Raw genomic sequence first — 18,126 nt, forward strand, 5'->3', positions numbered from 1 at the left:
GGCGGTGCGGGAATGGGCGGGGGCCGGCGGTGCGGGAAAGGACAGCGACCGGCGGTGCGGGAAAAGGCAGGAGCCCCGTCCCCTTCCCCGAAAGGAAGGAGCGGGGCTCCTTGGGTACTGCTAAGTCGACCGCGATCGGTCGGACCGGGCAACTCAGACCGGCGTGACGTTCTCCGCCTGCGGACCCTTCGGGCCCTGCGTGACGTCGAAGTTCACCTGCTGGTTCTCTTCCAGGGAACGGAAGCCAGTGGCGTTGATCGCAGAGTAGTGGACGAAGACATCCGGGCCGCCGCCGTCCTGGGCGATGAAGCCGAAGCCCTTTTCAGCGTTGAACCACTTCACGGTTCCGGTAGCCATAAGCCCTCCTTGGGCCAAAGGGTTGCCCTGCTCCAGAACCTGCAAGAAGTCTGAAAACTACAAAAGCCTGCGGCGTCACATGCTCCGCAGGCTCTGTACTGCAAGGGAAACCAAACTGCAACTTGCGCTGAGCCTAGCACGGGGCGCTTGGAGGGCGGAAGAGCCAAAGATCACGTTTACCCGAGCGGTGCAGTGGCCACGGGCGGCCCCGCCGCACCGTCCGGCAGCCCCCGGGTCTAGCCTCCGCATGTGGACAATTCAACCGTTGGAGACGCATCCGCAGGAGCCGCAGCCGACCACCGTCGGAGCCGGCCGCGGGTGGGCCACATCCAGTTCCTGAACTGTATGCCCCTGTACTGGGGCCTCGCGCGTACGGGCACGCTGCTCGACCTGGAGCTCACGAAGGACACCCCGGAAAAGCTCAGCGAACAGCTGGTGCGCGGCGATCTCGACATCGCCCCGGTGACCCTCGTGGAGTTCCTGCGGGCCGCCGACGACCTGGTCGCCTTTCCCGACCTGGCGGTCGGCTGCGACGGCCCGGTCATGTCGTGCGTGATCGTGTCGCAGAAGCCCCTGGAGGAACTGGACGGGGCACGGGTCGCACTCGGCTCGACCTCCCGTACATCTGTACGACTGGCCCAACTGCTGCTGGCCGAGAAGATCGGCGTCACTCCTGACTACTACACCTGCCCGCCCGACCTCGGCGTGATGATGCAGGAGGCGGAGGCCGCCGTGCTCATCGGGGACGCGGCGCTGCGCGCGAACCTGCACGACGCGCCGCGGCTCGGCCTCCAGGTGCACGACCTGGGCCAGATGTGGAAGGACTGGACGGGGCTGCCGTTCGTCTTCGCCGTCTGGGCGACCCGCCGGGACTACCTGGAGCGCGAGCCCCTCGTCGTGCGCAAGGTGCACGAGGCGTTCCTGGCCTCCCGTGACCTGTCGCTCGAAGAGGTCGGCAAGGTGGCCGAGCAGGCCGCGCGCTGGGAGACCTTCGACGAGAAGGTGCTGGAACGCTACTTCACGACACTGGACTTCCGGTTCGGCCCGGACCAGTTGCGCGGCGTGACGGAATTCGCCCGCAGGACGGGAGAATCGACCGGCTATCCGGCGGACGTGCGGGTCGACCTGCTGGAGAACCCGCGGGCCTGACCCCCGATTCCGGCGGCGAATTCCGCACGTACGGAACACATACGGATCGCGTACGGATCGCGTACGGAACCTGAACAGAACGCGTAGGCAACGCGCGCGGAAGACACGTGCGAGTGGTACGCGAGCTCTGCGGGAAGTAGTGCGAGAGGTGTGCGAAAGGTATGCGAAAAGTGCACGAAAGGCACGGGCAGTGCGTACGGAGAAGTGCGGAAGTCGTACGGGGGGCGTACGGAACCCGCACGGAAGTTCCCGAGGAAGCCCGCCCGGGAACCCGCTTGAAACCCCGCCCGGAAGACAGCCCGGAAGGCAGCCCGGAAGACGTCAGCGAAGCCGTCCGGGAAGCCGTCCGGGAAAAGTGAGAAAGGCGTACGAAATGCTCGGCCGGCGCGTCAGGGCGCGGGCGTCGGGCCCGGCATGACCTTGCTGATCCATTCCATGCTTCCGTCATTCATGCCGCGGACGTACCCCCTGGCGTTGTGACCGCCGCCTTCGATCACCTGTAGGCGGGTCTTGATCGGTCCCTTGCCGATTTTCTTCATGAAGGCTTCCAGCTTGGCCCGGCCACCCTCCTTGGTGCCGATCTGGAAGGCGATGTGCACGTCCGGGGCCCCGGGCCGGGCGATCAGGTGCTTGGCCAGCTGCTCCGGGTCGTTGGCCCGCCGCTCCTTCTCGTGGCCGCGCCACAGCGGCGAGTCCGGCCGGGTGTCCGGGCCGGAGGCGATCACGGCCTTGAACCGGTCGGGGTGCTGGAGCACCTGCTTGAGGCCCACGTAGGCGCCCGAGGAGGAGCCCATGAAGGCCCAGCCGTCCCGCGACGTGAAGGTGCGGAAGTTGGCCTTGACCAGGTCGGGGACGTCGTCGGACATCCAGGTGCCCATCTTCGGCTGCCCCGGGATGTCGCTGCCGTCGTAGTAGTTCTTGTCGTCCGCGTTCAGGACCGGCATGACGACGATGAACGGCTTGCTCTTGCCCGACGTCGACCACTCGCTGATGCTGCTCTGCAACTTCAGGTCGGTTCCCATCCAGTAGTTGACCGGATAGCCGGGGCCGCCGGGCAGCGCAATGAGCACCGGGAACGCGCTCTTGGCGTACTTGTCCTCGTAGTACTCCTTGGGCGCCCACACCCAGACCCGGCCCGTGAAGCCGGACTTCTTGCCGTGCAGCGTGGTCACGCCGATCTTGGTGCCGTCGTCCAGCGTGTTCGCCGTCGTGAACTGCGCCTGCGGCCCCGTGGGCATCCGCACTCCCGGCGCGGACCCGTCGGACGACCCGCCCGCGCCGCCGGAACCGCCCGTTCCGCCGCCGTCCGTGCGGGGCCGGTCGAAGGACATCGGATCGCCGTTGTCGGAGAAGACGTCGAAGGCGTTCAGCACGGGCACGGCGGCCAGGCCCAGTACGGCCACGACCGCCCCCGCCAGCCAGAGCCGCTTGCGCCGGCCCGTCCCCCGGCCCGTCCGGCGGCGCGGCGCGCGGTGCTCCCGGGCGGGGCCGTACGCGGGCCCGCCGTCGGCCTCGTACCCGTACGCGGGCCGGCCCTCGGGGCCGTTCGGGGGGTGCTCCCCGTACTGGTGCTGCACGAAGGTCTCCGGGTGGGTGCACTGCCCCGCAGGACAAGTCGGACGGTAGCTGGCGTTCCATCTCTTTGATGGCGAAAGCCGCTGTGCGGGTTCACCGGACCGGGCATGACCTGGGTCATAGGCTGTGCCGTGATCCGGGCCGGCAGGGGGAGGCGAAGCCATGGAGCCGCTGGGGGCGGACGATCCGCGCGTCATCGGTACGTACCGGCTGCTGGGCCGGCTCGGCGCGGGCGGCATGGGCCGCGTCTACCTCGGGCGCAGCGCCGGCGGCCGTACCGTCGCGGTGAAATCCGTCCACGCGCAGTTCGCGGCCGACGACCGGTTCCGGGCCCGCTTCCGGCGCGAGGTGGAGTCCGCGCGCCGGGTCGGCGGCGCCTGGACCGCGCCCGTACTGGACGCCGACCCCGACGCCCCCGTCCCCTGGGTGGCCACCGGCTACGTGGCGGGTCCCTCGCTCACCCGCGCCGTCGAGGACTTCGGCCCGCTGGACGGCCCCGCCGTACGGACGCTGGGCGCCGGGCTCGCCCGGGCGCTGGCCGCCGTGCACACCCACGGCCTGGTCCACCGGGACGTCAAACCGTCCAACGTCCTGCTCACCCTCGACGGCCCGCTGCTGATCGACTTCGGCATCGCCCGCGCCACGGACGGCGGCGCCGCGCTCACCGCCACCGGCGTCTCCGTCGGCTCGCCCGGCTACATGGCGCCCGAGCAGATCCTCGGCCAGGACGTCACCGGCGCCTGCGACGTCTTCTCCCTCGGCGCGGTACTGGTCTACGCGGCCACCGGCGCCGGCCCGTTCACCGGGGACAGCTCGGCCGCCCTCCTCTACAAGGTCGTGCACGGCGACCCCGACCTCGGCACCGCCCTCACCGGCGAACTCCGCGAGATCACCACGGCCTGCCTGGCGAAGCGCCCCGAGGGCCGGCCCGCTCCGGAGGAGATCGTGCGGCGGCTGGACGGCGCGCCGGGTGCGGACGGGGGCCCGGCGCGCGCGGGCTGGCTGCCGGCGCCGCTGGTCGAACGCGTCAGCAGGCAGGCGGTGGAACTGCTGAATCTGGATGCGCGGGCGGGGGAGGAGGCCGGGAGCGGGGGCGGGGGCGGGGGCGGGGGCTTCGGAGGAGCTGCTTCTGCTGATCCTGCGTACGGAAGGGCCGCCGCCGCTCCGTACGGGGCGCCGTCCGGCCTCGTCCCGTTCGACGCTCCGGCCGGTCCTGGCGCATCCGCCCCCACTGCCTCAGAACAGCAACCGACCTACATCCCACCCCAGCCTCACCAGCCCCACCAGCCTCACCCCCGCCCCGCGTACCCCTCCCCTCCCTCCTGGCCGGCCGCCGGTTCCGTCCCCACGCAGCCGCCGAGCCCGCCTGAACCGACCGCCCCGCCCGAAGAACGCCGCCTCACCCTCAAGGGCGCCCTCGGCGGCGGTACCGCCGGACGCCGCCGGATGAGCTGCACCCTGGTCCTGTCCGTGGCCGGTGCGCTCGCCGCCGCGACGACCGCCGCGTTCGTCTTCCAGCTGCTGCCCGGTCAGGGTGAGGACAACGGCAGCGGCGCGGCCGCGAAACCGCCCGGCAGCGGGCAGAGCCCGTCGCCCGGCGGCTCCCGGCCCGGGGAGCCGGCCGTCCCGAAGTCCTTCCTCGGCACCTGGACCGGCACGGTCGTCACCCGCCACAACATCCCCAACGGCACCATCACCAGCACCATCGCCCCCGGCACCAAGGGCGACTACGTCGTCCACACCTCGTACGACTTCCTGATCGCCCGGTGCGCGGCCAAGGCGAAACTGGTGTCCGCCACCGCCACCACGCTGACCCTCCGGGAGCGCACGGACGGGAAGGCCGGGCCCGGCTGCACGGGGGCCGAGGCGGCCGTCACGTACACGCTCGGCAAGGACGGCACCCTCTCCTTCGCCTCCGACGACGAGGCGGGCGGCAGGCCCCGCGCCACCATGAAGAAGACCGGCGGCTGACCCGCCTGGCCGACCGCTTCCGCCCGCCCGCACCGGCCGCTCTTCCCCTCCCGCCGCAGCCGCTCACCCCCGCCCGCACCGGCCGCCGCCAGGCCTGTCGTACCGCTGGCGTACGCTGGTTCGGTCGTTATGCCCGCCTCCGAAGGGACGCCCGGTGACCGAGAACGCCGACCTTCAGTCCGTACTCGACCGCGCCGCGGGGGGCGGGCGGATCACGCCCGAGGAAGCGCTGGACCTGTACCGTTCCGCGCCGCTGCACGCGCTGGGCGCCGCGGCCGACGCCGTGCGCCGCCGCCGTTACGCCGGTACGGAGCACATCGCGACGTACATCATCGAGCGCAACATCAACTACACCAACGTGTGCGTGACGGCCTGCAAGTTCTGCGCCTTCTACGCCGCGCCCAAGGACACCGCCAAGGGCTGGTCCCGCGACCTCGACGACATCCTGCGCCGCTGCGCCGAGACCGTCGAGCTGGGCGGCACCCAGATCATGTTCCAGGGCGGCCACCACCCCGACTACGGCGTCGAGTACTACGAAGAGCACTTCTCCGCCATCAAGAAGGCGTTCCCGCAGCTGGTCATCCACTCCCTCGGCGCCTCCGAGGTCGAGCACATGGCCCGGATCTCCAAGACCTCCGTCGAGGACGCCATCCGCCGTATCCACGCGGCCGGCCTGGACTCCTTCGCCGGCGCCGGCGCGGAACTCCTGCCCGAGCGCCCGCGCAAGGCCATCGCCCCGCTGAAGGAGTCCGGCGAGCGCTGGCTGGAGATCATGGAGACCGCCCACAACCTGGGCGTCGAATCGACCTCCACCATGCTCATGGGCACCGGCGAGACCAACGCCGAGCGCATCGAGCACCTGCGCATGATCCGCGACGTGCAGGACCGTACGGGCGGCTTCCGCGCCTTCATCCCGTACACCTACCAGCCCGAGAACAACCACCTCAAGGGCCGCACCCAGGCGACGATCTTCGAGTACCTGCGCATGATCGCCATTGCCCGGATCTTCCTCGACAACGTCGCCCACATCCAGGGCTCCTGGCTGACCACCGGCAAGGAGATCGGCCAGCTCTCCCTGCACTACGGCGCCGACGACCTCGGCTCGATCATGCTGGAGGAGAACGTGGTCTCCTCCGCCGGCGCCAAGCACCGCTCCAACCGCCAGGAGATCATCGACCTGATCCGCAAGGCGGGCCGCGTCCCGGCGCAGCGCGCGACCACCTACGAGCACCTGGTCGTGCACGACGACCCGGCCAACGACCCGGTCGACGACCGCGTCACCTCGCACATCTCCTCCACGGCCATCGAGGGCGGCACGGCGCACCCCGAGCTGAAGCTCGTCGAGGCCAACTGAAACGCCTGAGACAGCAGAGGCGACTGAGGCATACGTGCTGACGATCCACCGCGTGCACGGCGTCCGCCGCACCCAGGACGGCGCCCCGGACCCCGGGCACGCGGTCGTCGTCTCCGGCGACCGCATCGAGGCCGTCGGCCCGTACGAGGAGCTGTACGCGCGCTACGGCGACCGCGCCCGCGTACGCGACTGGAACGGCGTCCTGGCCCCGGGACGCCACGAACCCGACGGCGCCGCACTGCTCGAAACCGCCTACCACCCCGACCCGCGCGAGGCCGACGAACTGGGCACCGCCCCGCTCACGGGCGACGCGCTCACCGCGCTCGGCATGACCGACACCCGCTGGGGCGCGAGCGCCCGCAGGGGCGTCCAGCGTCTGCTGTCCACCGGCACGACCTCGGTCTCGGGCCCGTTCACCCGCCCCGCCGTCCGCACGGCGGTAGCCCGCTCCGGCCTCCGCGACCACCCCGGCCCGCAGCCCCTCGCCCCCGGCGCCCCGGCCGACTTCGCCGTCTTCGCGGAAGACGGCCGGTGCGTGGTGACGGTCCTGGGCGGTCGACTGGTGTACCGAGGCCGCTGACGTCCGTACCGTCAATGTCGCCCTCCGCCACTGCTTCGCCCACGCGCTGCGCGCTCCGCGGGTGGCCCTGACGAGGCCCGCCCTCTTCCTCGGCGCGCGTACCTTCGTCCGCCCGGACATCGCCGTGTTCGACACGAGCGGCTTGTCCGTCCTGACCGCCATACGGGGACCTACGGGGTGACAGCCGACCGGCCCTTACGCGTCATCATCGATCTGACCAGCCTGCTGGAACGGTGAGGACCGCCGTCAAGGCTCCGTGAAGGCCGCCCCGTACGGCGTCAGGACCCCGTCAACGGAACCGGAACCCGCCCCTCCACCCGGCAGGATCTTCCCCGCGGGGACGGCCCATTCGGCCGCTCACGATGCTTCGCAGCAGACGCAGCACCGCTGGACCGCCCGGATGTTCTGAGGGGGGCATCGGGCCGTCCCCGACCAACGCCGCCCGCAGCCGTAAGGAACAATGGCCGGGTGACCCGAGCCTCTCTGGACAAGCAGCCGCAGGACGTCGCCGCGATGTTCGACGACGTGGCGGCGCGCTACGACCTCACCAACGACGTGCTGTCCCTCGGGCAGGCGCGGCTGTGGCGCAAGGAGGTGGAGCGGGCCGTCGCGGCGCGCCCCGCCGAGCGCGTGCTCGACCTCGCCGCCGGTACGGGCACCTCCTCGCTGCCCTTCACCCGCACCGGCGCGTACGTCGTCCCGTGCGACTTCTCCGTCGGCATGCTGGGCGAGGGCAAGAAGCGCCGCCCGTGGATGCCGTTCGTGGCCGGTGACGGGATGCGACTGCCCTTCGCCGACGACGTGTTCGACGCCGTGACCATCTCCTTCGGGCTGCGCAACGTGCAGGACACGGACGCCGCCCTGCGCGAGCTGTACCGGGTCACCAAGCCCGGCGGCCGGGTCGTGATCTGCGAGTTCAGCGAGCCGACGTGGGGGCCGTTCCGTACGGTCTACACCGAGTACCTGATGCGGGCCCTGCCGCCCGTCGCGCGTGCGGTGAGCAGCAACCCGGACGCGTACGTGTACCTCGCCGAGTCCATCCGCTCCTGGCCCAACCAGCCGGCCCTCGCGGCGCGGCTCCAGGGGGCGGGCTGGTCGAAGGTGGCCTGGCGCAACCTGACGGGCGGCATCGTCGCCCTGCACCGGGGGACGAAGCCGGACGCGTGACGGCGGAGGGGGCGCCGGCCCGGCCGCTGCCCCCTCACCCGTACGTCTCCCCTACAGCTCCAGCCGGAAGCAGTACCCCTCCCGCCCGGACGGCGTACGGAACGTCTCCGCGTGCCGCATCCCGAGCCGCCGTGTCACCGCGACGGACCGTTCGTTCCCGGCCGCCACCATCGCGACCACGTTCCGTACCCCCGCCGCCCGTACGGCGTCCAGCGCGGCGTGCGCCGCCCGCGTCGCGTACCCCAGGCCCCAGTACGCCCGTCCCAGCCGCCACCCGATCTCGATCTCGCCCGCCGGTCCCCAGGCGTGCGGCCACGGCTGTGCGCCCGTGAAGCCCAGGACGGCGCCGGCCGCCGGCCCGTCCGCGGCGACCATCGAGTACAGACAGAATCCGTGCTCGGCGTGGTGCCTGCGCTGCCGTGCGGTCAGCTCCTGGTAGACGGAGAGTTCGGCGGTGGCGCCGCCGTGGAACTCCATCACCTCCGGGTGGTCGAACACCCGGTGCCAGTGCCACGCGTCCTCCTCGTCCGGCACGCGCAGCGTGAAACCCGTTCCGGACGGTGTCCGCGGTGCCTCCAGTGGCTCGTGCATGGTCCGGCCAACCCTTCAGATCCTGTTCACCTGGCCCCCCATAGACTGCAGGGGCCCAGTGCCGGTCGGCACCCAGATATCGACTTCCGGGAGATCCCGCCGTGACCGAGTCCGCGACTGAGTCCGTGAGCGAGTCCGTGAGCGAAGCCGTGAGCGCGTCCGTGACCACCCCCCGCTCCGAGCACCGCGCGGACGTCATCGTCGTCGGGGCCGGTCCCGCCGGCTCGGCGACGGCGTACCACCTCGCCAAGTCCGGCCTGAACGTCCTCCTCCTGGAGAAGACCGCCTTCCCGCGCGAGAAGGTCTGCGGCGACGGCCTCACGCCCCGCGCCACCAAGCAGCTGATCTCCATGGGGATCGACATCTCCGAAGAGGCGGGCTGGCTGCGCAACAAGGGCCTGCGCATCATCGGCGGCGGCAACCGCCTCCAGCTCGACTGGCCGGACCTGGCCTCGTACCCGGACTACGGCCTGGTCCGCAAGCGCGACGACTTCGACGAGCAGCTGGCGCGCCAGGCACAGAAGGCCGGCGCTCGCCTGTACGAGCGCTGCAACGTCGGTGCGCCGGTCATCAACGACCTGACCGGCCGCATCGAGGGCGTCGAGGCCAAGCTCGGCGAGGAGAAGACGCCGGTCACCTTCCACGCCCCCCTCGTGGTCGCCGCGGACGGCAACTCCACCCGCCTCTCCCTGGCGATGGGCCTGCACCGCCGCGAGGACCGCCCGATGGGCGTCGCGGTCCGTACGTACTTCACCTCGCCCCGCCACGACGACGACTACCTCGAATCCTGGCTGGAGCTGTGGGACCGCCGCGGCGCCGAGGACCGTCTGCTGCCCGGCTACGGCTGGATCTTCGGCATGGGCGACGGTACGAGCAACGTCGGCCTCGGCGTGCTCAACACGTCCTCCTCCTTCAAGGAGCTGGACTGGCGCGAGATCCTCAAGGCGTGGTGCGCCTCCATGCCCGCCGACTGGGGCTACACGCCGGAGAACATGATTGGCCCGATCCGCGGCGCCGCCCTCCCCATGGCCTTCAACCGCCAGCCGCACTACACCAAGGGCCTGCTGCTCGTCGGTGACGCGGGCGGCCTGGTCAACCCGTTCAACGGCGAGGGCATCGCGTACGCCATGGAGTCCGGCGCCATCGCCGCCGAGGTCATCGTCCAGGCCCACGCCCGCGCCACGTACGCCCAGCGCGAGCTGGCCCTCCAGCGCTACCCGAAGATCCTCAAGGACACCTACGGCGGCTACTACTCCCTCGGCCGCGCCTTCGTGAAGCTCATCGGCAACCCGAAGGTCATGAAGCTCGCCACCCAGCGCGGCCTCACCCACCCCATGCTGATGCGCTTCACCCTCAAGATGCTCGCCAACCTCACCGACCCCACGGGCGGCGACGCGATGGACCGGATCATCAATGGTCTGAGCAAGGTGGCGCCGAAGGCGTAGGGGAGTCCGGTGCGGGGACGGGCGTATCCGCGTATCCGCCCCTGAAGGGGCGGGCGGGCGGGCGTAGCGTGGATGCTCCAGTGAGCGCGGTGCCTCGGGTAACGCGCAGTGAGGGAGGTGCGGTGTGACCGAGCCCGTAGGCCACGGGGCCGACGGGGCTGCGTACGCCCCGAGGCCCGACCGGAGTCCCGACGCGTTGCGGCTGGCACTGACGCGCCTCGCGCCGCACCGGCTGGCCGAGATGGAGCGGCAGAAGAACGAAGCCTTCGAACTCGCCGCCAAGACGGAGAACCTCGGCCCGATCCGGGGCTGGCTGACTGTGTGGGCAGGCGAGATCGAGGTCGAACGCCGCCCGGACCTGCTGTCCCGTCGCCGCGCCGCGGAACACTCCCTCCAGACGCTCGACCACGACGATGCCGCCTGGAGCGCCGCCCGGGACGAACTGGTGGCCATCCTGCGAGAGGCTCGCGAGGCGACAGCGTGAGCTGGGGCTGGGAGTAGAGCCCGAGTGAGGAGTACGTCGCCGGTGGGACACCGCCCGCTCTGCTGGTTCAGATCGAGGAGAAGGCCGGAGAGCTGGTGCGCGCTGCCGAGGCTCTGTACGTACACGGAACCGCGTACGAGGGACTGTCGCCGCATGGCGGGACGGCTTTCGTCGAAGGCGGCATGGTCGACTACCAGGTACTGCCGAGGCACGAGCGGGTGTACAGCCTTCAGGTGACCGCCTGGTAGAACGCCGCCGCTGCATCGAACGATGTAGTGGGTTCTCGTGACCGCGGACGAAGAAACGGGATCTTCCCGCCCCGACCATGGGTGTGTGAGCGAACACCGGGGGAGGGAGGCGGCATGACGGAGACGGTGGAAACCGCGCCCGGTACGGCGGGGGCGACGGGCGCCGTACCGGCTGGGCGGGCGCCGCAGCGGTCCGGGCGGCTGCCGTTGCTGGACGTGCTGCGCGGGGTGGCGATCCTGGGGACGTTGATGACCAACGTCTGGATCTTCGCGGCGCCGGGCGCGGAGTGGGGCGTGCTGAACGGGAACGTCACCTCGGCGTCGTTCGGCGGGTCGTGGGCCGGGACCGTGGAAGGCGTCTTCCGGTTTCTCGCGGACGGCAAGTTCCTCTCGATGCTGACGATCCTCTTCGGCGTCGGTCTGGCCATCCAGTTCGGCTCCGCCGCGCAACGCGGCCGCCCGTGGCCCGGCCGGTACAAGGGGCGGGCCCTGTTCCTCTTCGTCGAGGGCACCGTGCACTTCGTGCTCGTCTTCGCGTGGGACGTACTGATGGGGTACGCGGTCGTGGCCCTCCTGGTGGCCTGGCAGCTGACGCGCACGGCGCGCACGCAGCGGGTGCTGATGTGGGTGGCGGGCGGGGTGCACGGGGTGATGCTGGGGGTGCTGACGCTGGCCGCCGTGGCCGGAACCGGAGGCGGCTCGGACGCCGGGAGCGCGCCAAGTAGCGGCGTCAATCAGCGGGTTGTCGACCTGTATGCGAACGGGAATTACCTGGATCAGATCGCCTTCCGCCTCCAGAACGCGATCGCGCTGCGCATGGAACCCGTCATCTCCTTCGCCCTGCTCGTCCTCCTCTTCCATCTCGGCGTACGGCTGTACCGGGCGGGCGCCTTCCGTCCGGACCCCCACGGACAGCGCATCAGGCGCCGCATGTGCGGCTGGGGCCTGGGCATCGGCATCCCGCTCAACGTGGCCGCGGTGGCGGCCGGCCCCGGCCTGGCCATGGTGGCCCGGTACGGAGCCGCCCCCGTCGTCGCCGTCGGCTACCTGGGCCTCATCGGCCTGATCGTCGACCGCGTCCGCCGGCCGGGCCCGCTGACCGCCGGACTCACCGCGGTCGGCCGTACGGCACTGTCCTGCTACGTCCTCCAGAACGTGCTGTGCGTCCTGGTCTGTTACGGACTCGGCCTCGGCCTGGCCGCACGCTGGGCGGACCAGGGGCCCTGGTGGGTGCTGGGCCTGTGGGCGGCGGTGTGCGCGGTACTCGTCAGCGGGGCAAGGCTCTGGCTGCGGCGCTTCGAGCACGGGCCGCTGGAGTCCGTCCAGAAGCGGCTGCTCCGGTCCTGAGACGGGTGGGCGCCTGGACGTTGCGCAGTGCGGACGGCCGGGGCGCCGCCGCCGTCCAGGTCTCGGCCGTACGGCAACGGGGGCAGCGGACCAGGGACGTGGTTGGGGGCGGGGCCGAGGCCGTAGCCGAGGAACCGGGTGGGGACGCGAAGGGGAGGCCGCAGAGCCGGCACTCCTGGACGGTGTCGCGCACGCTCCTCGGCTCCTCGGCGGGCCGGAGGGGCAGGGGCGGCGGCAGCCACTCGGTCAGCCGGTGCTCCAGTAACGCGACCGGGCAGAAGATGACGCCGCCGGGGAGAGGCGAGGTGAGCGTACGGACGACGTGCGCCGCCGGTACGCCACGGTCCAACCACGTCGAGACGGCCGGTGCCAGGCGGTTCACATCCCGTACGGAGAGCGTCAGGCGCTCGTCGGCGAGCCGCAGGCCGCAGAGGAGGTCGGCGGCCGGGGAGGGGACGAGGGCGGGGGGTGCGGCAGGCGCTCGGGGTGGTGGGGCCGGCTGGGGCGGCGGGGGCACCTGGGGTGACGGGGGTACCTCGATCGCGGCAGGTGCCTCGGGCATCTCGGGTGCCTCGGGCGTCTCGGGTGCCTCGGGCGTCTCAGGGGCGTCGGGTGCCCCCGGCGCAGCGGCCGTGTCCGTCGGTGGCACCCCCGACGTGGCGGCCGTATCCGTCTGTGGGGACTCGTGGGCGTCCACAGATTGTGGGGGAGGTGGTGGCGGGGGCGCGGGCGGTGGCGGTGGTGGCGGGGCCTGCCGCTGCTGCGGCGGCGTCGGCGCGGTCGACCGTAAACGGTCTGCCGGGTTCTCGTAGTACGTGGTTCGGGTGACGATGCGCTGGCCGTCGATGCGCACCCGCTCCCGTACCAGGTAGCCCTCGGCCTCCAGCTCCTTGAGCGCCTTACCGATCATGTACTCCGACTCCGGGTACCGCTTGGCGAGCTCCCGGATGCTGATGGTGGCGCCGTCGGGCAAGGCCTGGATGCGTACGGCGTAGCCGAGGGCGATGGCGGAGATCCTCAGGTTGAGGGCCAGGTGGTTGCCGAGGACGGTGAAGGCGGCCGTGTGGTGGTGCCGTACGTGGATCACGCCGGAGAACGGCCGAATCGCAGCGACGGAGCGGACGAGCGCGTTAGACTCAAGTCGAGTCATGGGGAAGGGTTTCGCTTCCTCTTGACGATCATGGGGAAGGGTCTCGCTTCCTCTTGATCGGGCCCTCGGCACATGGGATCGCGAGTCCCGCCGGGGGCCGTTCTTTTTGGGTTGTGGCGCGAACGTACAGCCTCCGGGCCCCCGTAAGCGAGCGCGTCACCTGATCAGGTGACAAACGGAAAAAGGGGACAGGGAGGGGAGGTTGGTTCAGTTCTTTCCCGGTTCTTTTCAGGACCTCGGGGCGCACCGCGACCTCGCTCACCGGGTCGTGGAAACCCGCGATCCGGCGAGCCCGCCGTCAGCGCGGCCAACTCCCAGCCCGCACGGCACCGATGAAACCGACCCAGGCCTTGCAGCCTGGCCTCACCGGGGGAGTGCGCACCGCGTTGAGGGAAACGCGCAGAGCAAAGGTCAGGGATGCGGATCGCGGAAAGCGGAGCAGGTGCAAATGCGGCCCCGCCCGCGCTCCCGGGCCCGTGGTGCGGGCGCCTGGACCGTGAGCGGGGGGAGGGCGAGAGGGCGAGAAGGGGAGTTGGCCGGTGCCTATTGTTTGGGGGGTTCGTACGCCGTGAACAGGTTGTCGGCCATTACCGGCACGGAGCGTACGTAGGGGCGTCCGTTCACGACCTTGCGTTCCGCGGAGCGGCGGCGGGGGCCGTTGAGGAGTTGGGAGCCTGCGGGGCAGGGGACTGTGGCGTAGATGCGGTTCATCTCGCCCTGGATCTGGGCCCGGCGCTGGGAAGTCGTTCGGGAGCGGTGGGCTTCTTCGTACAGGGCCCGGCTCTTGCGCTGGGCGGCGCGGCTTTTCGGGGTGTGGAACTGGAGCTCGTACGGGTGGCCCGAATTGTTGGCGCGCCAGGCGGTGTTGATGCCCTTGTAGCCGCGGGGGCGGGCCCAGGTGTTGGACCAGCGGAGATTCGCGTTCTTCCAGCCGGCCAGCAGTTTGGTGGTGTCCTGGACGCCCTTGACGTAGGACTTGTCCGGCCACTGGAGGATGTAGCGGACGGAGTCGTTGATTCTGCCGAGGGCTTCGTCCGCGGTCATGGTGGGGTTGCCCTGCATGGTGCGGGCGACCGCACGCTTGACCGATTCCGGTTTTCTCAGCCGGTCCTCGTAGCCGACGACGGTGGCCTTGGTCCGGCGGGCGATGCTGCGGACCTGAGGGCTGATGGTGCGTTCGGCCTTTCTGGCGCGGGCCAGGAAGACATTGACCTTACGCAGGTCGGCGGCGTCGATGTAGAGCCCTTCGTACCTCCAGCCGTGATCCTTCTTCAGCTGCTTCCGCTGGGCCGGGGGCTTCTTGGCGGGCGGCCGCTTGGCCGGCGGGCGCTTCCTCGGGGGCCGCTGGGTGGTCGGCTTCTGAGGGGAAGGCTGCTGGGCAGCGGGCTTCTGCGCAGACGGCTTTCCGGCGGCGGGCTGTTTCGCGGCCGGTTTCTTCGCCGCGGGCTTGCGGGGTGCGGCCTGGCAGGTGGCGGCGGGCTTCGGCTTGGGCCTCGGCGGGCGGCAGGCCGCCGTCGGTGCCTGGGGGGCCTGCTTCCGTGCGGCTTGCTTTCTGGCCGCCTGCTTCCGTGCGGCCTGCTTCTTGGCAGCGGTCTTTCTGGGGGGCTGCTTCTTGGCGGTCTGTTTCTTCGCCGCTTGCTTCTTCGCCGCGTGCTTCTTCGGGGCCTGCTTCTTCGCGGACGGCGCGGGACAGACGGGGGCGGGCTTGCGAGGTTCGGCCGGCGGGCAGGCGGGCTCGGCGGCGGCGACCGGGCCCAGGCTGAGAGTGGAGGCAAGTGCGGTGGCCGTCACCGTCCAGGCGACGGCCCGAAAAGTATGGGCACGGTGGATTTTCATGTAAGTAAGTGCTTCCTCTCGTCAGCCGCTGTCCGATGCCACGGAAATGAGGGTGCGGGCATTACGGGGCGGAAGGGATGAGTACGGCGAGAGGTACAACTGGGACAGAGTCGTTACGGTAGTTGTGCCGAACGGGCGTCTCTTCATCGAATGGACGATGGCGTCTCATCTGATGATGAGCCATCAAATGGGGCAAGCCAGTGCTTTGCCCGCGCAACGCGCGAGGGCCGCCGTTCCCGAGCGGTGGGAACGGCGGCCCTCGGCCGTGTGTGGGGGCGTCCTACAGGACGCGGACCGCGCCGGTCGGCTGGCTGTAGCTCAGCGGCCGCTCCACGATGCCGGTGCTGGAGTTCTGGGCACCGATGAAGTTGCCGTTACCGACGTAGACGCCGACGTGGTACGCGCTGCCCGCGCTGCCCCAGTACAGGATGTCGCCGACCTGGAGGTTGTCCAGGCCCACCTGGGTGCCGGCGGTGGACTGCGGCTGCGAGGTGCGCGGCAGGTCGATGCCGATGGTGCGGTAGGCGGCCTGCACCAGGCTGGAGCAGTCGTACGCGGACGGGCCGGAGGCGCCGAGCACATAGGACTTGCCCAGCTGGGCGCGGAGGAAGCCGACCAGGGAGCTGGTGCTGCCGGTCGCGCCGGTGACGGGGGAGTCGTCGGACGTGGCGGCCAGGGAGCGCAGCGAGGTGCGCTCGGAGGAGCGGGAGGCGCGCTGCTGGGCGGCCTCCTCCTTCTTCTTCTCCTCGGCCTTGCGGGCCTCTTCGGCCTTCTTCTCGGCCGCGGCCTTCTTGTCGGCCTCGTCCTTCGCCTTGGTGGCGGCCTCGGTGGCCTCGGCGGTGGCGGTGTCCTGCGCGGCCTGGCGCTCGTAGTCCAGCGCCATCTGCTGGGCGGTGTCCGCGCTCTTGGCCAGGCTGGTGGCCAGTGCCGACGTGATGGTCGGCATTTCCTGGGTCTCGGAGACGGGCTTCTCCGCGGCGCCGGCCGGCATGCTCGCGCCGGTCACCGCCAGGGTGATGATGCCACCGGTGACCCCTGCGCGCAGTGCCCGCGAGGACGCGGAACGGCGGGGCTTCCGGTGGCTGGGTATGACTGCGTTCGGGGACATGGCACCACGGCTATCAGGAGCCACAGGTTGCTGCCAACAAAGGTGGTGTGCGCCACACTTGACGCGTACGCGATGAATAAAAGGGACTTTTCGCCGGTCGGCGAGCGGGCGGCGGCCGGTCCGGATTTCGTGATCATGTTCCTGTGCATGGCGTTTACGGGCCGATGTGCACCCCGGGGCCGCTTATCACCTACTGATCCGCCACGCCAAGGCTTCCCGAAGGTCAAGCGCTCAAGACCGCAAGCCGCGTGGGATAGGTCACTCGTGAGTGCCCGTTATGTTCCCGTGATGCCGCCGTGACGGGAGTGCTCGTGAACGCGAGCACGTACCGATGATCACGGGACGGTCACGACGGTCTCGGAACGGTCACGGCGATCTCGGGCCGGTCGCGCCGGCCGGCTGCCGACCGGCCTCCGTCAGCGGGTCTTGTGGCCCTAGCAGTTGACGGCGAGCTGCGCCAATTTGCTTGAATCCCCTACCTCTTGATAGTGGCAGCCCCACGCTGACCAGCGGCAACGCCGAGAAATGTCACCACCGGTGATCATCTGCGCGCTTGCCGTACGAAGATCGACACTCATCGGACGAGATGACCGGGCATCAGGTGGTGGAGATCACAAAGGCGTTGTCGCACCCCGTGTCGCAGATCACAGACCACCGGGCATAAGATGCAGGCGGCTCGGGCTTGTGAACTGCCTCACATAGGCGCGATCTTCGTGGGGCCGGTGAGCGGGACCGGGCGGACCGCCATCCAGTCATCGTCGACTGAAGGGAGCGGGGACGGTGAACGCTTACGCGCCCATCCTCGTACTGGGAGCCCTCGGGGCAGGCTTTGCGATCTTCTCTGTCGTGATGGCCACGCTCGTCGGACCCAAGCGCTACAACCGGGCGAAGCTAGAGGCGTACGAATGCGGAATCGAGCCGACCCCACAGCCGGCCGGCGGCGGTCGATTTCCGATCAAGTACTACCTCACGGCGATGCTCTTCATCATTTTCGATATCGAGATCGTCTTCCTCTACCCCTGGGCCGTCACCTTCGACGCGCTCGGGCTTTTCGGGCTCGTGGAGATGCTCCTCTTCGCGCTCACCGTCTTCGTCGCCTACGCCTACGTATGGCGTCGGGGCGGCCTGGAATGGGACTAGGGGCCACCAATGGGACTTGAAGAGAAGCTGCCGAGCGGCTTTCTGCTTTCCACCGTCGAACAGGCCGCGGGCTGGGTGCGCAAGTCATCGGTCTTCCCCGCCACCTTCGGCCTCGCCTGCTGCGCCATCGAGATGATGACGACCGGCGCCGGGCGCTACGACCTCGCCCGCTTCGGCATGGAGGTCTTCCGCGGGTCGCCGCGCCAGGCCGATCTGATGATCGTGGCGGGCCGGGTGAGCCAGAAGATGGCGCCCGTGCTGCGGCAGGTGTACGACCAGATGCCGAACCCGAAATGGGTCATCTCGATGGGCGTGTGCGCCTCGTCGGGCGGGATGTTCAACAACTACGCGATCGTCCAGGGCGTCGACCACATCGTCCCGGTGGACATCTATCTGCCCGGCTGCCCGCCGCGTCCGGAAATGCTGATGGATGCCATTCTCAAGCTGCACCAGAAGATCCAGGGCACCAAGCTCGGGGTGAATCAGCAGCAGGCGGCCCGCGAGGCGGAGGAAGCGGCGCTCAAGGCGCTCCCGACGATCGAGATGAAGGGGCTGCTGCGGTGAGCGACAGCACCAAGGGGACCGGCGGCACCAAGGGGACCAACGGGAACGGTGGCACCAACG

17 protein-coding genes are annotated in these 18,126 nt (G+C 70.3%); 11 read left to right on the plus strand and 6 right to left on the minus strand.

All coding sequences use genetic code 11. From position 1 onward, the window contains the following. Nucleotides 1-153: 153 nt before the first annotated feature. On the minus strand, nucleotides 154-357 hold the full coding sequence (locus OEIGOIKO_RS22740; protein WP_031008279.1) for a cold-shock protein: 204 nt from the start codon (nucleotides 355-357) through the stop codon (nucleotides 154-156). A 249-nt stretch (nucleotides 358-606) separates the two neighbouring features. Here OEIGOIKO_RS22740 and OEIGOIKO_RS22745 point away from each other — a divergent pair, with 249 nt between their 5' ends. Beyond that, nucleotides 607-1,506, plus strand: coding sequence for a menaquinone biosynthetic enzyme MqnA/MqnD family protein (locus OEIGOIKO_RS22745; protein ID WP_125055588.1), 900 nt, complete (start codon nucleotides 607-609; stop codon nucleotides 1,504-1,506). A gap of 389 nt (nucleotides 1,507-1,895) precedes the next feature. Here the strand turns inward: OEIGOIKO_RS22745 and OEIGOIKO_RS22750 are convergent, their stop codons facing one another. Continuing rightward, complete coding sequence (locus OEIGOIKO_RS22750) at nucleotides 1,896-3,083, minus strand: alpha/beta hydrolase (RefSeq protein ID WP_125055589.1); 1,188 nt, start codon at nucleotides 3,081-3,083, stop codon at nucleotides 1,896-1,898. A gap of 160 nt (nucleotides 3,084-3,243) precedes the next feature. On the opposite strand from OEIGOIKO_RS22750, the gene OEIGOIKO_RS22755 reads away from it, so the two are divergent. The 4 genes from OEIGOIKO_RS22755 to OEIGOIKO_RS22770 all read left to right on the plus strand — a co-directional run bounded on the left by OEIGOIKO_RS22755 (nucleotide 3,244) and on the right by OEIGOIKO_RS22770 (nucleotide 8,153). After that, nucleotides 3,244-5,052, plus strand: a complete 1,809-nt coding sequence (locus OEIGOIKO_RS22755) for a serine/threonine-protein kinase (RefSeq protein ID WP_125055590.1) — start codon at nucleotides 3,244-3,246, stop codon at nucleotides 5,050-5,052. A 154-nt stretch (nucleotides 5,053-5,206) separates the two neighbouring features. Further along, nucleotides 5,207-6,406 carry a cyclic dehypoxanthinyl futalosine synthase gene (gene mqnC, locus OEIGOIKO_RS22760; RefSeq protein WP_125055591.1) on the plus strand — a complete coding sequence of 400 codons (1,200 nt, stop codon included), beginning with the start codon at nucleotides 5,207-5,209 and terminating at the stop codon, nucleotides 6,404-6,406. A 34-nt stretch (nucleotides 6,407-6,440) separates the two neighbouring features. Continuing rightward, a complete protein-coding gene (locus OEIGOIKO_RS22765; protein WP_125055592.1) occupies nucleotides 6,441-6,986 on the plus strand; it encodes an imidazolonepropionase-like domain-containing protein in 546 nt (181 codons plus the stop codon). A 468-nt stretch (nucleotides 6,987-7,454) separates the two neighbouring features. Further along, a complete protein-coding gene (locus tag OEIGOIKO_RS22770; protein WP_125046270.1) occupies nucleotides 7,455-8,153 on the plus strand; it encodes a demethylmenaquinone methyltransferase in 699 nt (232 codons plus the stop codon). Between the two features lie 51 nt (nucleotides 8,154-8,204). Here the strand turns inward: OEIGOIKO_RS22770 and OEIGOIKO_RS22775 are convergent, their stop codons facing one another. After that, nucleotides 8,205-8,744, minus strand: a complete 540-nt coding sequence (locus OEIGOIKO_RS22775) for a GNAT family N-acetyltransferase (protein WP_125055593.1) — start codon at nucleotides 8,742-8,744, stop codon at nucleotides 8,205-8,207. A gap of 161 nt (nucleotides 8,745-8,905) precedes the next feature. Here OEIGOIKO_RS22775 and OEIGOIKO_RS22780 point away from each other — a divergent pair, with 161 nt between their 5' ends. The 4 genes from OEIGOIKO_RS22780 to OEIGOIKO_RS22795 all read left to right on the plus strand — a co-directional run bounded on the left by OEIGOIKO_RS22780 (nucleotide 8,906) and on the right by OEIGOIKO_RS22795 (nucleotide 12,268). After that, nucleotides 8,906-10,189 (plus strand): geranylgeranyl reductase family protein, encoded by a 1,284-nt coding sequence (locus OEIGOIKO_RS22780; RefSeq protein ID WP_125058876.1) that lies wholly within the window; start codon nucleotides 8,906-8,908, stop codon nucleotides 10,187-10,189. 124 nt (nucleotides 10,190-10,313) lie between these two features. Further along, nucleotides 10,314-10,673, plus strand: coding sequence for a hypothetical protein (locus OEIGOIKO_RS22785; protein ID WP_125055594.1), 360 nt, complete (start codon nucleotides 10,314-10,316; stop codon nucleotides 10,671-10,673). A gap of 95 nt (nucleotides 10,674-10,768) precedes the next feature. After that, nucleotides 10,769-10,921 (plus strand): hypothetical protein, encoded by a 153-nt coding sequence (locus OEIGOIKO_RS42980; protein ID WP_246177492.1) that lies wholly within the window; start codon nucleotides 10,769-10,771, stop codon nucleotides 10,919-10,921. 114 nt (nucleotides 10,922-11,035) lie between these two features. Further along, complete coding sequence (locus OEIGOIKO_RS22795) at nucleotides 11,036-12,268, plus strand: DUF418 domain-containing protein (RefSeq protein WP_125055595.1); 1,233 nt, start codon at nucleotides 11,036-11,038, stop codon at nucleotides 12,266-12,268. Here the strand turns inward: OEIGOIKO_RS22795 and OEIGOIKO_RS22800 are convergent. From OEIGOIKO_RS22800 to OEIGOIKO_RS22810, 3 genes are all read right to left on the minus strand, one after another. Beyond that, nucleotides 12,189-13,418: a hypothetical protein gene (locus tag OEIGOIKO_RS22800; RefSeq protein WP_125055596.1), complete on the minus strand. Its 1,230-nt coding sequence runs from the start codon at nucleotides 13,416-13,418 to the stop codon at nucleotides 12,189-12,191. The genes OEIGOIKO_RS22795 and OEIGOIKO_RS22800 overlap by 80 nt on opposite strands. Nucleotides 13,419-13,961: 543 nt before the next feature. Then, entirely contained in the window at nucleotides 13,962-15,254 is a 1,293-nt protein-coding gene (locus OEIGOIKO_RS42155) for a hypothetical protein (RefSeq protein WP_174857204.1), read from the minus strand. Nucleotides 15,255-15,534: 280 nt separating this feature from the next. Next, nucleotides 15,535-16,362: a C40 family peptidase gene (locus OEIGOIKO_RS22810; RefSeq protein ID WP_125055597.1), complete on the minus strand. Its 828-nt coding sequence runs from the start codon at nucleotides 16,360-16,362 to the stop codon at nucleotides 15,535-15,537. 780 nt (nucleotides 16,363-17,142) lie between these two features. Between OEIGOIKO_RS22810 and OEIGOIKO_RS22815 the strand changes: the two genes are divergently transcribed. Next, entirely contained in the window at nucleotides 17,143-17,502 is a 360-nt protein-coding gene (locus OEIGOIKO_RS22815) for an NADH-quinone oxidoreductase subunit A (protein ID WP_030022241.1), read from the plus strand. 9 nt (nucleotides 17,503-17,511) lie between these two features. Then, complete coding sequence (locus OEIGOIKO_RS22820) at nucleotides 17,512-18,066, plus strand: NuoB/complex I 20 kDa subunit family protein (protein ID WP_031002905.1); 555 nt, start codon at nucleotides 17,512-17,514, stop codon at nucleotides 18,064-18,066. Nucleotides 18,067-18,126 lie beyond the last annotated feature (60 nt).

The organism is Streptomyces paromomycinus (assembly GCF_003865155.1).
Classification (GTDB): Bacteria; Actinomycetota; Actinomycetes; order Streptomycetales; family Streptomycetaceae; genus Streptomyces; species Streptomyces chrestomyceticus.

Excerpts from the sequence above, each read along its gene's own strand:
- OEIGOIKO_RS22740 (WP_031008279.1), bottom strand. The coding sequence starts at position 357 with ATGGCTACCGGAACCGTGAAGTGGTTCAACGCTGAAAAGGGCTTCGGC.
- OEIGOIKO_RS22755 (WP_125055590.1), top strand. The coding sequence starts at position 3,244 with ATGGAGCCGCTGGGGGCGGACGATCCGCGCGTCATCGGTACGTACCGG.
- OEIGOIKO_RS22775 (WP_125055593.1), bottom strand. The coding sequence starts at position 8,744 with ATGCACGAGCCACTGGAGGCACCGCGGACACCGTCCGGAACGGGTTTC.
- OEIGOIKO_RS22795 (WP_125055595.1), top strand. The coding sequence starts at position 11,036 with ATGACGGAGACGGTGGAAACCGCGCCCGGTACGGCGGGGGCGACGGGC.
- OEIGOIKO_RS22800 (WP_125055596.1), bottom strand. The coding sequence starts at position 13,418 with ATGACTCGACTTGAGTCTAACGCGCTCGTCCGCTCCGTCGCTGCGATT.
- OEIGOIKO_RS42155 (WP_174857204.1), bottom strand. The coding sequence starts at position 15,254 with ATGAAAATCCACCGTGCCCATACTTTTCGGGCCGTCGCCTGGACGGTG.
- OEIGOIKO_RS22810 (WP_125055597.1), bottom strand. The coding sequence starts at position 16,362 with ATGTCCCCGAACGCAGTCATACCCAGCCACCGGAAGCCCCGCCGTTCC.
- OEIGOIKO_RS22820 (WP_031002905.1), top strand. The coding sequence starts at position 17,512 with ATGGGACTTGAAGAGAAGCTGCCGAGCGGCTTTCTGCTTTCCACCGTC.